This is a genomic window from Bradyrhizobium sp. WCU1 (genome assembly GCF_053474805.1).
Genome location: NZ_CM130280.1, coordinates 1,636,867 through 1,650,444, shown reverse-complemented (window position 1 = coordinate 1,650,444; position 13,578 = coordinate 1,636,867). Strand labels below are relative to the sequence as shown.

The window sequence follows — 13,578 nt, the reverse complement described above, 5'->3', positions numbered from 1 at the left end:
AACTACGCCGCCGCAACGGTCTTGCGCGGCGCGATCGAATGAACGAGGCAGCTCGCATCGGCCAGATGCACCAGCCGTCCGGACGAGATCACCGCGACGATGCGCGGCCGCAGCGGCACCTTGTCGTCGACGACGATGATGTCGGCGCGGCGGCCCGCCGCGAGCACGCCGCGATCGACGAGCCCTGCCGCGCGTGCCGGTGCCGACGAGATCAGGTCCCAGGCCCTGGCGAGCGGCAGGATGCCGTCAGCGGCGAGGCGGAAGGCGGCGAGCAGCTGCGCCGGATAGTAATAGTCCGACGCCAGCACCGAGCAGAGCCCCTGTGCGATCATGTCGGACGCCTTGGTCCAGCCGGTGTGGCTGCCGCCGCGCACCACGTTGGGCGCGCCGAACACGATGAAGTCGCCGGCGGCCGCGGCGTCGCGCGCGGTTTCTTCATTGACGGGGAATTCGGCGATCGTGGCGCCCAGCGCGCGAAACTCCTGACGCATCACCGGAGTGTTGTCGTCATGAGAGAGCATGCGGATATCGGCCGCGCGTGCCGCGGCGGCCAGCCGCGCGATCGAGGCCGGCACTTCGGGACGGCGCGCGACCACCTGGTCGAGCATCTCGTTGATGGCCTCGACCGAGAGCCCGGCCCGTTCGGCCAGCTGGTTGCGCTTCTTCGGCTTCACGTTGCTGTGGTCATTGAAGGCGAACAGGTCGATCCGACCTTCGCTGAGCCATTGAATGATCTCGGTCTCGGCGTCGAGATTGTGGGTCTCGTGGCGCAGATGGAAACGCGTGTCGGCGGCGAGCTGCGGCCGCAGCGCCTCGATCGCATCGAGCAGCTTCCGCGCATTTTCCGCACTGCGCAGGCCAGGCTCCCACGACCAGGTCGTGCCATGGAAGACGGTGGTGATGCCGTTGGCGATCGCCTGCCGATCGCTGTCGATCAGTGCCACGTCGGTCGGGAAGTCGACGCTTGGGCGCGGCATCATCTGCCGCTCGAACGCATCGCCGTGCAGATCGATGATGCCGGGCAGCACCAGGAGGCCGCTGGCATCGATATGAAGCGCGGCGCGCCCCTGTTCGGTGTCGAGCGCGCCGATGTCGCGGCCCGCGGTGCGCAGCGAGGTCTCTACGAATGCACCGTCAACCAGCGCGCGCCCGCCCTCGATGAAAATGTCCGTCACGATGTCGCGCTCCGTTGTTTTGCTTTTGATTGAGATACGGCTTCGGCCTCGTACTTGTCGAGGAATTCCTCGACCGCGAGCTTGCGAAAGTCGGGCAGAACACGACGAAGTGTCTCGTGATCCCAGTCCCACCATGCGAGTGCGGCGAGGCGATCCGCGACATCCTCGGAAAAGCGCCGCTTCACCGGACGCGCGGGATTGCCGGCGACGATGGCATAGGCGGGCACGTCCTTGGTGACGATCGCACCGGCAGCGACGACCGCGCCGGTTCCGATGTTCCGCCCAGCGAGCACGATCGCGCCATGACCGATCCAGACGTCATGGCCGATATGCACGTGGTGCGCACGTCGCCAGTTGAAGAAGTCGGTGTCGTCGCTCTCTCCGGGAAAATAGGCGCTGGCGCGGTAGGTGAAATGCGCCTGGGTCGCGCGATGCATCGGGTGGTTGCCGGGATTGATCCTGGTCATCGCCGCGATCGAGCAGAACTTGCCGATCGACGTGTAGGTGATCTGGCTGTCGTTCACGACGTAGGAATAGTCATCCATGCTGACTTCAAGCAGGATCGTGCGTGCGCCGACCTCGGTATATTTGCCGAGCTTGCTCTCGCGAACCGACGCAGTCGGGTCGACGGTCGGCACAACCGAGAGTGTTTTTCCGGCCATCAGGGCCTCCGCTGATCTTGCAAATCGTTGGCTTCCGGGGAGATGTGCGCTCGTCATCGGGATGCTTGATGACAACATCATGACGTCGCGGTGACAGCAAGGGGTGGACAAAGACGGGTGTGAACGATCGCCGCACCGCAGCGCAACCGTCACATAACTGTAAAACGCCGGGGATAGCGATGGCCCAACGTGACGCGGTTGGAGCATTACATGCTGGTGGTGGAAGGTTTGACGTGCCGTTTCGGCGCAAAAGCCGCGGTCGACAACGCGTCTTTCTCGATTGCGCCGGGCAGCTTTGTCGGCGTGATCGGCCGCTCCGGTGCCGGCAAATCGACGCTGCTGCGGATGATCAACCGTCTCGCCGATCCGACCTCCGGCCGTATCCTGTTCGAAGGCACTGACGTGACCGCGCTGCGCGGCAAGGCGCTGCGGCAGTGGCGGGCGCGTTCGGCGATGATCTTCCAGCAATTCAATCTGGTCGGCCGTCTCGACGTGCTGACCAACGTGCTGATGGGCCGGCTTGCCCAGATTCCGTCATGGCGCTCGCTGGCGCAGGTCTGGCCGGAGCAGGACAGGGCGCTCGCGCTGTCCGCACTCGAGCAGTTCGACATCGCCCAGCTCGCGGCGCAGCGCGCCGACCAGCTCTCCGGCGGCCAGCAGCAGCGTGTCGCCATCGCCCGCGCGCTGGTGCAGGAGCCCGACATCATCCTTGCCGATGAGCCGATCGCTTCGCTCGATCCGCGCAACACCAAGATCGTGATGGATGCGCTGCTGCGCATCAACAAGCATTTCGGCATCACCGTGCTCTGCAATCTGCACTCGCTCGACCTCGCGCGCACCTACTGCGACCGTCTGGTCGGTATGGCGGCCGGCCGCGTGGTGTTCGACGGAGCGCCTGCGGCGCTCACCGACCATATCGCCCGCGAGCTCTATGACCTCGAGGCCAATGACGTCATCGGCGCGGCGCCGCTGCCGGCGCCCGACGGCGCGACCGCGCCGGCGCTCGGCACCGCTGCCGCGGCCTGAGCGTCGCGTCATTTTCAATCCGAGAGGCCGGGCATTTTGCCCGGCCAACAGGTGCAACTACAGAACAGGGGTAGTCATGATCACTCGTCGCATCATTCTGGCCGGCGCTGCCGCGCTGGCTTTTGCCGGTTCGGCCTCCGCGCAGGACTGGAAGGCAAAGTATCCGGAGCTCACCTTCGCGGTGGTGCCGGCCGAGAACGCCTCGGGCGTCACCGAACGCTGGACGCCGTTCGTCGCGTATCTGTCGAAGGAGCTCGGCGTGAAGGTCACGCTGCGCATCGCCAATGACTACGCGGCCGTCATCGAAGGCCAGCGTTCCGGCAACATCCAGATTGCCAGCTACGGCTCGGCCTCGTTCGCCCGCGCCCGCCTGACCGGCGTCAAGACCGACGCCTTCGCCAACGACATGAACGCCGACGGTTCGACCGGCTACTATTCGGTGTTCTTCGTCAAGGCCTCGAGCCCCTACAAGAAGGTGGAAGACCTGAAGGGCAAGAACCTCGGCCTGGTCGATCCGAATTCCACCTCGGGCAACAACGTGCCGCGCTTCGAGCTCGACAAGATGGGCATCCACGATGCCGAGGGCTTCTTCGGCAAGGTCGTGTTCACCGGCAGCCACGAAAACGCCGTGCTGGCGCTGGCCCAGGGCACCGTCGACATCGCGGCCAACCAGTGGACCAACGAGGACGACTCGACGCTCGCTCAGATGCTGACCAAGGGCATGCTGAAGAACGCCGACGGCTCGGCAATGAAGAAGGACGACTTCCGTATCATCAACAAGTCGTCGCCGATCATCAACGGCCCCTACGCCTACAACACCGACCTTCCGGAAGATCTGAAGGCGGCGATCGCCAAGGCCTTCTTCGACGCGCCGACCAAGGACAAGGCCGCCTTCGACCGTCTCTCCGACGGCCAGAAGAAGGGCTTCCATCCCGCTACGACCAAGGATTGGGACAGCACGATCGAGCTGATCAAGTTCGTCGACAGGCTGCGCAAGAAGGCGAGCTGATCGCCTCCCGGAAACGAACCGGGCCGGGTTTCAATAACCCGGCCCGTTGCATTTGACCTCCAGCCAAACCGACCAGAACGATGGCCACTGCCGTATCCATTCTTCCAGCCCAGCAATTGGCGGTGCTGGAAGACGCCTACCGCAAGGCGGTCGCGCGCAAGCGGCTGAAGGGCGCGCTGGCCACCGCGGCGTTTTGCATCGTTCTGGTCATCGCGGCCTTCGGCGCCGAAGTGAATTTGCGCACGCTGTTCACCTATTTCGGCAACTTCGTCAGCTATTTCGATCGTATTCTCACGCTCGATTCCGGCGCGCGGGTCTGGACCGATCCCGGCGAATGGTTCTGGGGCTGGCATAAATGGCTGAGGATGCTCGGCGAGACGATCCTGATCAGCTATGTCGGCACGCTGACCGGCGCGGTGCTCGCTTTCGCGCTGAATTTCTTCGCCGCCCAGAATACCTCACCCGGACCGTGGGTGCGCTTCGTCGTCCGCCGTCTGCTGGAATTCGCCCGCACCGTGCCGGGCATCGTATTCGCGCTGATCTTCGTGATCGCGTTCGGCCTCGGCCCGATGGCCGGTGTGCTCGCGATTGCGATCCACACCACCGGGGCTCTCGGCAAGCTGTTCGCCGAGATCGTCGAGAACGCCGACATGAAACCGGTAGAGGGCATCCGCTCCACCGGCGCAAGCTGGCTGTCCTGCATGCGCTTTGCCATCCTGCCGCAGGTGTCGGCGGGCTACGCCAGCTATGCGCTGCTGCGGTTCGAGATCAACGTCCGCGAAGCGTCGGTGATGGGCTTCGTCGGCGCCGGCGGCATCGGGCAGGAGCTCGTGGTCGCGATCCGCAAGTTCTACTATTCCGACGTCAGCGCCATCCTCGTCACCATCATCGTCACCGTCTTCATCATCGACATCTCGACCGGCTGGCTGCGCGGCCGGCTGTTCGGTAAGGAGACCCGCCGATGAGCCAGATGCCGAAGCCGGACGCTGCGGAGCTGCGGGCCAAATATCCCGGCGTGTTCGAGCGGCCCGCATCGGCGCGGCTGGCGATGCCGGCCATGATCGCGGCAGCGCTCGCGATCTTCGTCTACGGCCTGGTCGATCTCGACTTCTCGCCGACCAGGCTGATCGCGGGGATGAGCCAGCTCGGCTGGATCACCATGATGATGATCCCGCCGAATCCCGGTTCGTCGTTCCCGCTCTACATGCAGGCGCTCGGCGAGACGCTGTCGATCGCGCTGCTTGGTACCACGCTTGCCGCGCTGCTGGCGCTGCCGGTCAGCCTGCTCGCGGCGCGCAACATCATCCCGTCGAACCTGATCCGCTTTCCGGTGCGCCGCTTCCTCGACTCGATCCGCGGCGTCGATACGCTGATCTGGGCGCTGGTCTGGATCAACGTCGTCGGCCTCGGCCCGTTCGCCGGCGTGCTGGCGATCATGGTGTCGGACTTCGGCGCGTTCGGAAAGCTGTTCTCGGAGGCGATCGAGGCGGCGGATCGCAAGCAGGTCGAGGGTATCAGGGCCTCCGGCGGCAATGCGCTGCACGAGATCCGCTTCGGCCTGCTGCCGCAGGTCTTGCCTGTGATCGCCGGGCAGGTGCTCTACTTCATCGAGTCCAACACCCGTTCTGCCACCATCATCGGCATCGTCGGCGCCGGCGGCATCGGCCTGCAGCTCGCCGAGCAGATCCGCGTGCTGGAATGGCAGAAGGTGTCGTTCCTGATCCTGATGATCCTGATCGCGGTCGCCGCGATCGATTTCATCTCGAGCAAGCTGCGCTTTGCCATCATCGGCCAGCGCGCCGTCGTGTAGCGTCTCCTCTGCCTCTCCCCGCAACAGCGGGGCGAGCCAGAAGCACACTACGTCAGCCGTTCTCGACCAGAAACTCGACGCGCTCGGCGGCGAAGCGCGAGCGCTTGGTCACCAGCGGCTGGTCAGTCAGATCGACGTCGGTCGAATCGACCACGAGCACGGGCCGTCCCAGCGGCAGATCGAGCCGCGCCGCGTCGGTGGCGTCGGCGATCGCCGCGGTGATCCTTGTCGAGGAGCGCCGGTAATCGCGGACGCCATAATGCGCCAGCAGCTTGGTCATCGAGCGGACATCGGCGAACACGCTGCCGGCATCGGGAAATCGCTCCGCCGACAGCCAGGTGGTGGAGACGCAGATCGGAGTCCGATCCGCGAAGCGCACGGCCTCGATCCGGATCAGCGGCGCGCCGGTCTTCAGGCCGAGGTCGCGCGCGAGTTCGCGGTTGGCGAGGTCGCTGCTTGCCTCGATCAGCTGGCCGCGCGGTTCGTGACCTTCGGCGCCGACGATCTCCGAAAACCGCGTGCGTGAGCGCAGCGGATAAGCGAGGCGCTGGGCTTCGACATAGGTGCCGCTGCCGCGCTCGGCGCGCACCAGGCCGCGCTCCGCGAGTGCGGCGAGCGCCCGCCGCACGGTGTGGCGGTTGACCCGGTAAGTCTCGGCGATCTCCATCTCGCCCGGCAGTTTTTCACCGGCGGCAAAGCGGCCGTCAGCGATGCCGCGCTCGATGCCGTCGGCGACCTGCCGCCACAAGGCGACGCCGGAACTCTCCTGCATGCTCATCGCGCGGTGATACCAGAAATCTTCGGTTTGTCACGAAACAGTCATGGCGCTCGGCTATCAAGTTGTCTATTATCATAGACAACTTGATGCAAGCAAGGTTGCGCATGAGTTCGACCAATTCGACCGGACCAAACAGCAAGCAGGCGCAGCGCAAGGCCGCGATGTCGGTGCTGGCGCACTCCGCCGCTAGCGACATCGCAGGCCGGCTGGCGGCGATCACGTTGCCCGGGCATGAGAACCTGCGCGAGCCCGAGAACGGCCTCGTGATGATGCGCGGGCGGGTCGGCGGCGACGGCGCGCCGTTCAATCTCGGCGAGGCGACGGTGTCGCGCGCGGCGGTGCGGCTTGCGAGCGGCGAGGTCGGCTTCGGCTACACGCTCGGCCGCGATGCCGAGAAGGCACGGATGATCGCGCTGTGCGACGCCATGGTGCAGTCGGCGGAGTTGTCCGGCGAGGTGGAGGCCAAGGTGATCGCGCCGCTGCGGGCCGCCATGAATGCCGAGCGTAGCCGCAAGGCTGCCGAGACCGCGGCGACGCGGGTCGATTTCTACACGATGGTGCGCGGTGAGGGATGATGCAATGACGACGATTGCCGAAATGCCCGCAGGCTTTGCCGACAAGGTGCTGTCGGCGCAATCAACCTTCCGCTCCGTGATGGATGCGATGGCGCGCCCGGGCAGCGTGCAGCGCGTCGCCGCCAGCGTCGGAACGCCGGCCGGTCTGATGCGCGGCGCGGCCGCGATCGCGCTGACGCTGTTCGATCACGATACGCCGATCTGGCTCGACGCTGCGATGTCCGCAACGCCCGATGTCGCCCGCTGGCTCAAGTTTCACGCCAGCGCGCCGGTGGTCGAGGATTCTTCGATCGCAAGCTTTGCGCTGATCGGAGATGCCGCGAACCTGCCCGCACTGGAGTGCTTCGCGTTCGGCAGCGGCGAATATCCGGACCGCTCGACCACGCTGATCCTGCAGATCGACAGCCTGACGCAGGGGCCGGCCTTCGAGCTGAAGGGGCCCGGCATCGACGGCAGCGCGGTGCTGCAGGCGATGATCAAGCCGCGCGATTTGTTCCAGCGGCTGTCGATCAACGAGGCCCTGTTCCCGCGCGGCATCGATGTCGTGCTGGTCCATGACGACAATATTGTCGCGATCCCGCGCACCACGCGGCTGATCGCAAGCGGAGTGTGAGCGATGTATGTAGCGGTCAAGGGAGGCGAGCGCGCCATCGAGAACGCTCATCGGTTGCTTGCGCATGAGCGGCGCGGCGATCGCGATGTGCCCGAGGTGACGCTGGCGCAGATCTCCGAGCAACTCGCGCTCGGCGTCGACCGCGTGATGACCGAAGGTTCGCTCTACGATCGCGAGCTTGCGGCGCTCGCGATCAAGCAGGCACGCGGCGACATGATCGAGGCGATCTTCCTGGTCCGCGCCTTCCGCGCCACGCTGCCGCGCTTCGGCGCCACCGAGCCGGTCAATACCGGCGAGATGCAGGTGCGGCGGCGCATCTCCTCGACCTTCAAGGACGTCCCGGGCGGCCAGATCCTCGGGCCGACCTTCGACTACACCCATCGTCTGCTCGATCCGCAGCTCGCGGAAGGCTTTGTGCCGGAGCAGCCGGAGACGGCGGAGGCTTCGCAGGCAGCGACGCCGCGGGTGACCGACATCCTCGGTCGCGATGGTTTGATCGAAGCGTCGCCGCAGGCAGATGGCGACGCGCCGGTCGGCGACCTCACGCGCGAGCCGCTGAGCTTCCCGGCCGATCGCGACCTGCGGCTGCAGAACCTGGCGCGCGGCGACGAAGGCTTCCTGCTTGCGCTCGGCTATTCGACGCAGCGCGGCTACGGCCGCAACCATCCCTTTGCCGGCGAGATCCGCTTCGGCGAGGTCGAGGTCGAGTTCTTTGCCGAGGATGCGGGCTTCGCCGTGCCGCTCGGCTCGATCGAGCTGACCGAGTGCCAGATGGTCAACCAGTTCAAGGGTTCGACCACCGAGGCGCCGTGCTTCACGCGTGGCTATGGGCTGGCCTTCGGGCAGAGCGAGCGCAAGACCATGTCGATGGCGCTGGTCGATCGCGCGCTGCGTGCGCGCGAGCTCGGCGAGGAGGCGGTGGCGCCGGCACAGGACGAGGAATTCGTGATGTCGCACTCCGACAACGTCCAGTCGACCGGCTTCGTCGAACATCTCAAGCTGCCGCATTACGTCGACTTCCAGTCCGAACTCGGCCTGCTGCGCAAACTACGGCAGGAATTCGCCGAGGCCAATCAGGCGGTCGAACTGCAGGAGGCCGCGGAATGAACGCGCCGACGTATAATTTCGCCTATCTCGACGAGCAGACCAAGCGGATGATCCGCCGTGCGATCCTGAAGGCGATCGCGATTCCCGGTTATCAGGTGCCGTTTGCGAGCCGCGAGATGCCGATGCCCTATGGCTGGGGCACCGGCGGCGTGCAGGTGACGGCCGCGATCCTCGGCCCCGACGACGTGTTGAAGGTGATCGACCAGGGCTCGGACGACACCACCAACGCGATCTCGATCCGCAAGTTCTTCGGCAAGACCGCTGGAGTCGCGACCACGACCTCGACCGCCGACGCGACCGTGATCCAGACCCGGCACCGGATTCCCGAGGCGACGCTGCATGAGGGGCAGGTGATGGTCTATCAGGTTCCGATCCCGGAGCCGCTGCGTTTCCTCGAGCCGCGCGAAACCGAGACGCGGCGCATGCATGCGCTCGCCGAATACGGGTTGATGCACGTCAAGCTGTACGAGGACATCGCGCGCTTCGGCCATATCGCGACCGCCTACGCCTATCCGGTGAAGGTGAATGCGCGCTACGTGATGGACCCGTCGCCGACCCCGAAATTCGACAATCCGAAGATGGACAATTGCGCGGCGCTGCAGCTGTTCGGCGCCGGCCGCGAGAAGCGCATCTACGCGATCCCGCCCTACACCACTGTGGTCTCGCTGGATTTCGAGGACCATCCGTTCACGCGCTACCGCTTCAACGCGCCCTGCGCGCTGTGCGGCGCCGATAACTCATATCTCGACGAGATCGTCACCGACGACAAGGGCGGCCGGATGTTCGTCTGCTCCGATACCGACTTCTGCGAGCAGCGCCAGGCCGCCGGCCATCACGGCACCGAGAGCGCAGCACCGCACAAGGAGAAGGCGAATGTCTGAGCTTTCGAGCCTCGACACCGATCAGCCGCTGCTGGTGGCCGAGGGGCTTGCCAAGAATTACGGCCGGCTGCCGGCCTGCCGCGACGTCTCGTTCGCGCTGTATCCCGGCGAGGTGCTGGCGATCGTCGGTGAATCCGGTTCGGGCAAGTCGACCTTGCTGCAATTGCTCTCGGCGCAGCTCGCGCCGAGCGCAGGAAGGGTGTCCTACCGGATGCGCGACGGCGTGCTGCGCGATCTCGCCGAGCTCGGCGAGGCGGAGCGGCGTTTCCTGTTCCGCACCGACTGGGGCTTCGTGCATCAGGACCCGGCGCAGGGCCTGCGCATGGGCGTTTCGGCCGGCGCCAATGTCGGCGAGCGGCTGATGGCGGTCGGCTGGAACCACTACGGTCGAATCCGCGACACCGCGTCGACCTGGCTGGAACGGGTCGAGATCGATGTCGGCCGCATCGACGACGCGCCGAAGACCTATTCCGGCGGCATGCGGCAGCGGCTGCAAATCGCGCGCAACCTCGTCACCGAGCCGCGGCTGGTGTTCATGGATGAGCCGACCGGCGGCCTCGACGTCTCGGTGCAGGCGCGCCTGCTCGATTTGATGCGCAATCTGGTCAGCGAGCTTGGCCTTGCCGCCATCGTCGTGACCCACGACCTCGCCGTCGCGCGCCTGCTGTCGCATCGCGTGATGGTGATGAAGGGCGGCCGCGTCATCGAGACCGGCCTCACCGACCAGGTGCTCGACGATCCCCGCGAGCCCTATACCCAGCTGCTCGTTTCCTCGATTCTGCCGCCATGAGCTTGCCAATGACCGCGATGATCGAACTTGCCAATGCCGAGAAGACCTTCACCATGCATCTGCAGGGCGGCGTCGAGCTGCCCGTGGTGCGCGGCGTCTCGTTCCACGCCGATCCCGGCGAGTGCGTGGTGCTGTCGGGCCCGTCGGGCGCCGGCAAATCCTCGATCCTGAAGATGATCTTCGGCAATTACCGCTGCGACAGCGGCCGGATCGGCATCCGCCACAACGGCAGGGTTGTTGACCTTGCGACCGCCGAGCCGCGTCAGGTGCTGAGCATCCGCCGCTCGACGATCGGCTATGTCAGCCAGTTCCTGCGCGCGGTGCCGCGGGTGGCGACCATCGACGTCGTCGCCGAGCCGTTGATCGTCAACGGCGTGGCGCGCGAGGAAGCCCGCGAGCGTGCAGGCAAACTGCTGCGCCGGCTCAACATTCCGGAGCGGCTGTGGTCCTTGCCGCCGTCGACCTTCTCCGGCGGCGAGCAGCAGCGCGTCAACATTGCACGCGGATTCATCTCGGACCTGCCGATCCTGCTGCTGGACGAGCCGACCGCTTCGCTCGATGCGGCGAATCGCGCAGTGGTGGTCGAGCTGATTGCGGAAAAAAAGACCAGGGGCGTCGCGATGGTCGCCATTGTCCATGACGACGAAATCCGTCATCTGATTGCCGATCGCATCGTCGATGTGACCTCGTTCGCTGCTGCTGCCTGAAGGACCGTTTGAAATGACCACCAAGCAAGACGCCATCATCGGCAACGCCCGGCTGGTCCTCGCCGATCGCGTGGTCGAGCAAGGCTGGGTGGCTATCGTTGACGGCAAGATCGCCGAGTTCGGCGAGGGCAGGGCGCCCGGGGGCGCGGAGGACGCCGGCGGCGATCTCCTGATGCCGGGTCTGATCGAGCTGCACACCGACCATCTCGAGATGCACTACGTGCCGCGGCCGAAGGTGTTCTGGAACCCGGTCGCCGCCGTAATTTCCTATGACGGGCAGCTCGCAACCTCCGGCATCACCACGGTGCTGGATTCGCTGCGGGTCTGGCGCGAGGACGGCGCCGAGGACGTCGACGGCCGCGCCGGCGTGCTGGCGGCGGCGATCTCGGCAGCACGCGAGGAGGATCTGCTGCGCGCCGATCACTTCCTGCATCTGCGCTGCGAGGTACCGATGCCTGACGTCGTCGCCGAGGCCAAGGAGCTGATCGACCGGCCGGACGTGCGGCTGATGTCGCTGATGGATCATACGCCGGGCCAGCGCCAGTTCCGCGACGAGGTCAAGTTGCGCGATTATTACCGCGGCAAGGGCGGCGGCATGACCGACGCCCAGCTCGACGTGCTGTTCGCGCGGCGCTTCGCCTATCAGAAGGAATATGCGGTCGCGAACACCCGCGCGATCGTCGCGCTGGCGCATGAGTACAGGATCCCGCTGGCGAGCCACGACGACACCACCGACGAGAACGTGGTCGATGCCGTCAACGACAAGGTGGCGGTGGCGGAATTCCCGACCACGATGGAAGCCGCGCGGGGCCTGCACGCCGCCGGCATCGACATCCTGATGGGCGCGCCGAACGTGGTCCGCGGCGGCTCGCACTCCGGCAATATCGCGGCGGTCGATCTCGCCAATGAAGGCATGCTCGATATCCTGTCGTCGGATTACATCCCGTCCAGCCTGTTGATGGCGGCGTTGCAACTGCCGCGGCATGTGCCGGCGATCGACCTTGCCTCCGCCGTGCGCACCGTGACCAAGACGCCGGCCGAAGCGGTCGGTCTGTCAGATCGCGGCGAGGTCGCGGTCGGCCGGCGCGCCGATCTGATCCGCGTGCACGTCGCGCGCGACCTGCCGGTGGTGCGCAGCGTCTGGCGCGAGGGGAGGAGGGTCGCGTGACCGATGCGTCCGTGATCGCCGAACAGCGCGCTGCGATCGGGCCGGGCCGGTTGATCCTGGTGGTCGGCCCGAGCGGCGCCGGCAAGGATACGCTGCTTGGGTTCGCGAAGGCGGCCTGCGCCGATGATCATGACATCGTGTTTCCCCGCCGGCTGATCACCCGCCAGGCCTCGGCGTCGGAAGACAATGAGGAGATCGGCGCGGACGCGTTCCAGCGTGCGGCGGCCGCCGGTGACTACGCCATGCACTGGGAAGCGCATGGCCATCGCTATGCGCTGTCGCGGGCGATCAACGACGAGATCCGCGCCGGACGCACTGTGATCGCGAACGTCTCGCGCACGGTGATCGCGGCGGCCCGCCGCGACTATGCCAGTGCCACGGTCGTGCTGGTCACGGCGCCGCCGGACGTGCTGGCCGCCCGGCTCTCGATGCGGGCACGCAGCAGCGACGGTCTGCTCGCGCAGCGGCTGGCCCGCACCGTCGACGAGAGCACCGCGACACCCGACTTCACCATCGTCAATTCCGGCACCGCCGAATATCATGCGCGACAGCTCGTCCGCATCATCAGGGGCGAACGCTGGGACGCGTGACAACGGACGAGCAGCCACAAAGGAGAACAGCACTGATGTCGGTGATCTCTACGATCGAGCAGCTTGAGGCGATCTACGGCTTCCCGAACGACGCGTCGACCGTGAAGGTCGCCGATCACGTGACGCCGCTCTATCGTGTGCTCATCGAGAAATCACCGTTCGTGTCGCTGGCGACCTCGGGCCCCGAAGGGCTCGATTGCTCGCCGCGCGGTGACCTGCCGGGCTTCGTCCGCATCCATGATGCGAAGACGCTGATGATGCCGGATCGCCGCGGCAACAATCGCTGCGATTCGCTGCGCAACATCGTTCGCGATCCCCGCGTCGGGCTGCTGTTCCTGATCCCGGGATCGGGCAGCACGCTGCGCGTCAACGGCCGCGCCTTTGTCACGGCCGAGCCGGAGCTGCTGGCCTCGTTCAAGATGGAAGGCAAGGCGCCGCGCACGGTGATCGTGATGAATGTGGAGGAAATCTACTTCCAGTGCGCCCGCGCGATCGTGCGCTCTGATCTCTGGAATCCGGACAAGCGAATCGATCCGGCGGCCTTGCCGACGCCGGGCCAGATCCTTGCCGAGATGAGCGAGCACACGGTCGGCGGCGAGAAGTACGATCGGGAATGGCCGGAGCGCGCGCGCCAGACGATGTGGTGACGTCTTCCTCCCTCGCCCCGCTCTTCGCGGGGCGGTTGCA

The 13,578-nt window shown here is 66.0% G+C and carries 16 protein-coding genes; 13 read left to right on the top strand and 3 right to left on the bottom strand.

What is annotated here, in order from left to right; genetic code table 11:
• Positions 1 to 2 precede the first annotated feature (2 nt).
• Positions 3 to 1,175, bottom strand: a complete 1,173-nt coding sequence (locus ACTUWL_RS07425; RefSeq protein ID WP_021076811.1) for an alpha-D-ribose 1-methylphosphonate 5-triphosphate diphosphatase — start codon at positions 1,173 to 1,175, stop codon at positions 3 to 5.
• Positions 1,172 to 1,837, bottom strand: a complete 666-nt coding sequence (locus ACTUWL_RS07420; protein ID WP_021076810.1) for a transferase hexapeptide repeat family phosphonate metabolim protein — start codon at positions 1,835 to 1,837, stop codon at positions 1,172 to 1,174. The genes ACTUWL_RS07425 and ACTUWL_RS07420 overlap by 4 nt, the downstream gene beginning before the upstream one ends.
• 210 nt (positions 1,838 to 2,047) lie before the next feature.
• On the opposite strand from ACTUWL_RS07420, the gene phnC reads away from it, so the two are divergent.
• The 4 genes from phnC to phnE (ACTUWL_RS07400) all read left to right on the top strand — a co-directional run bounded on the left by phnC (position 2,048) and on the right by phnE (ACTUWL_RS07400) (position 5,682).
• Positions 2,048 to 2,863, top strand: coding sequence for a phosphonate ABC transporter ATP-binding protein (gene phnC, locus ACTUWL_RS07415; protein ID WP_021076809.1), 816 nt, complete (start codon positions 2,048 to 2,050; stop codon positions 2,861 to 2,863).
• A gap of 76 nt (positions 2,864 to 2,939) precedes the next feature.
• Complete coding sequence (gene phnD / locus ACTUWL_RS07410; protein WP_021076808.1) at positions 2,940 to 3,872, top strand: phosphonate ABC transporter substrate-binding protein; 933 nt, start codon at positions 2,940 to 2,942, stop codon at positions 3,870 to 3,872.
• Positions 3,873 to 3,952: 80 nt separating this feature from the next.
• Positions 3,953 to 4,837, top strand: a complete 885-nt coding sequence (gene phnE, locus ACTUWL_RS07405) for a phosphonate ABC transporter, permease protein PhnE (protein WP_021076807.1) — start codon at positions 3,953 to 3,955, stop codon at positions 4,835 to 4,837.
• The gene (gene phnE / locus ACTUWL_RS07400) at positions 4,834 to 5,682 is read left to right on the top strand and encodes a phosphonate ABC transporter, permease protein PhnE (protein WP_021076806.1); all 849 of its coding nucleotides are present in this window, start codon (positions 4,834 to 4,836) and stop codon (positions 5,680 to 5,682) included. Before phnE (ACTUWL_RS07405) ends, phnE (ACTUWL_RS07400) begins: the two co-directional genes overlap by 4 nt.
• A 52-nt stretch (positions 5,683 to 5,734) precedes the next feature.
• On the opposite strand, the gene phnF is transcribed toward phnE (ACTUWL_RS07400), so the two are convergent.
• Entirely contained in the window at positions 5,735 to 6,460 is a 726-nt protein-coding gene (phnF, locus tag ACTUWL_RS07395) for a phosphonate metabolism transcriptional regulator PhnF (RefSeq protein ID WP_021076805.1), read from the bottom strand.
• A gap of 104 nt (positions 6,461 to 6,564) precedes the next feature.
• Here phnF and phnG point away from each other — a divergent pair, with 104 nt between their 5' ends.
• From phnG to ACTUWL_RS07350, 9 genes are read left to right on the top strand one after another with little or no spacing between them, the layout of a single operon-like run.
• Positions 6,565 to 7,035, top strand: a complete 471-nt coding sequence (gene phnG / locus ACTUWL_RS07390; protein ID WP_021076804.1) for a phosphonate C-P lyase system protein PhnG — start codon at positions 6,565 to 6,567, stop codon at positions 7,033 to 7,035.
• A gap of 4 nt (positions 7,036 to 7,039) precedes the next feature.
• Complete coding sequence (phnH, locus tag ACTUWL_RS07385) at positions 7,040 to 7,648, top strand: phosphonate C-P lyase system protein PhnH (RefSeq protein WP_021076803.1); 609 nt, start codon at positions 7,040 to 7,042, stop codon at positions 7,646 to 7,648.
• 3 nt (positions 7,649 to 7,651) lie between these two features.
• Positions 7,652 to 8,755, top strand: coding sequence for a carbon-phosphorus lyase complex subunit PhnI (locus ACTUWL_RS07380; RefSeq protein WP_021076802.1), 1,104 nt, complete (start codon positions 7,652 to 7,654; stop codon positions 8,753 to 8,755).
• Positions 8,752 to 9,636 carry an alpha-D-ribose 1-methylphosphonate 5-phosphate C-P-lyase PhnJ gene (locus tag ACTUWL_RS07375; RefSeq protein ID WP_021076801.1) on the top strand — a complete coding sequence of 295 codons (885 nt, stop codon included), beginning with the start codon at positions 8,752 to 8,754 and terminating at the stop codon, positions 9,634 to 9,636. The genes ACTUWL_RS07380 and ACTUWL_RS07375 overlap by 4 nt, the downstream gene beginning before the upstream one ends.
• A complete protein-coding gene (phnK, locus tag ACTUWL_RS07370; RefSeq protein WP_021076800.1) occupies positions 9,629 to 10,426 on the top strand; it encodes a phosphonate C-P lyase system protein PhnK in 798 nt (265 codons plus the stop codon). The genes ACTUWL_RS07375 and phnK overlap by 8 nt, the downstream gene beginning before the upstream one ends.
• 8 nt (positions 10,427 to 10,434) lie before the next feature.
• Positions 10,435 to 11,133 (top strand): phosphonate C-P lyase system protein PhnL, encoded by a 699-nt coding sequence (phnL, locus tag ACTUWL_RS07365; protein WP_021076799.1) that lies wholly within the window; start codon positions 10,435 to 10,437, stop codon positions 11,131 to 11,133.
• A 13-nt stretch (positions 11,134 to 11,146) separates the two neighbouring features.
• Positions 11,147 to 12,301: an alpha-D-ribose 1-methylphosphonate 5-triphosphate diphosphatase gene (locus tag ACTUWL_RS07360; RefSeq protein WP_021076798.1), complete on the top strand. Its 1,155-nt coding sequence runs from the start codon at positions 11,147 to 11,149 to the stop codon at positions 12,299 to 12,301.
• Positions 12,298 to 12,891 (top strand): phosphonate metabolism protein/1,5-bisphosphokinase (PRPP-forming) PhnN, encoded by a 594-nt coding sequence (gene phnN / locus ACTUWL_RS07355; RefSeq protein WP_021076797.1) that lies wholly within the window; start codon positions 12,298 to 12,300, stop codon positions 12,889 to 12,891. Before ACTUWL_RS07360 ends, phnN begins: the two co-directional genes overlap by 4 nt.
• Before the next feature lie 35 nt (positions 12,892 to 12,926).
• Positions 12,927 to 13,538: a pyridoxamine 5'-phosphate oxidase family protein gene (locus tag ACTUWL_RS07350; RefSeq protein WP_021076796.1), complete on the top strand. Its 612-nt coding sequence runs from the start codon at positions 12,927 to 12,929 to the stop codon at positions 13,536 to 13,538.
• The last annotated feature ends 40 nt before the right edge of the window (positions 13,539 to 13,578 follow it).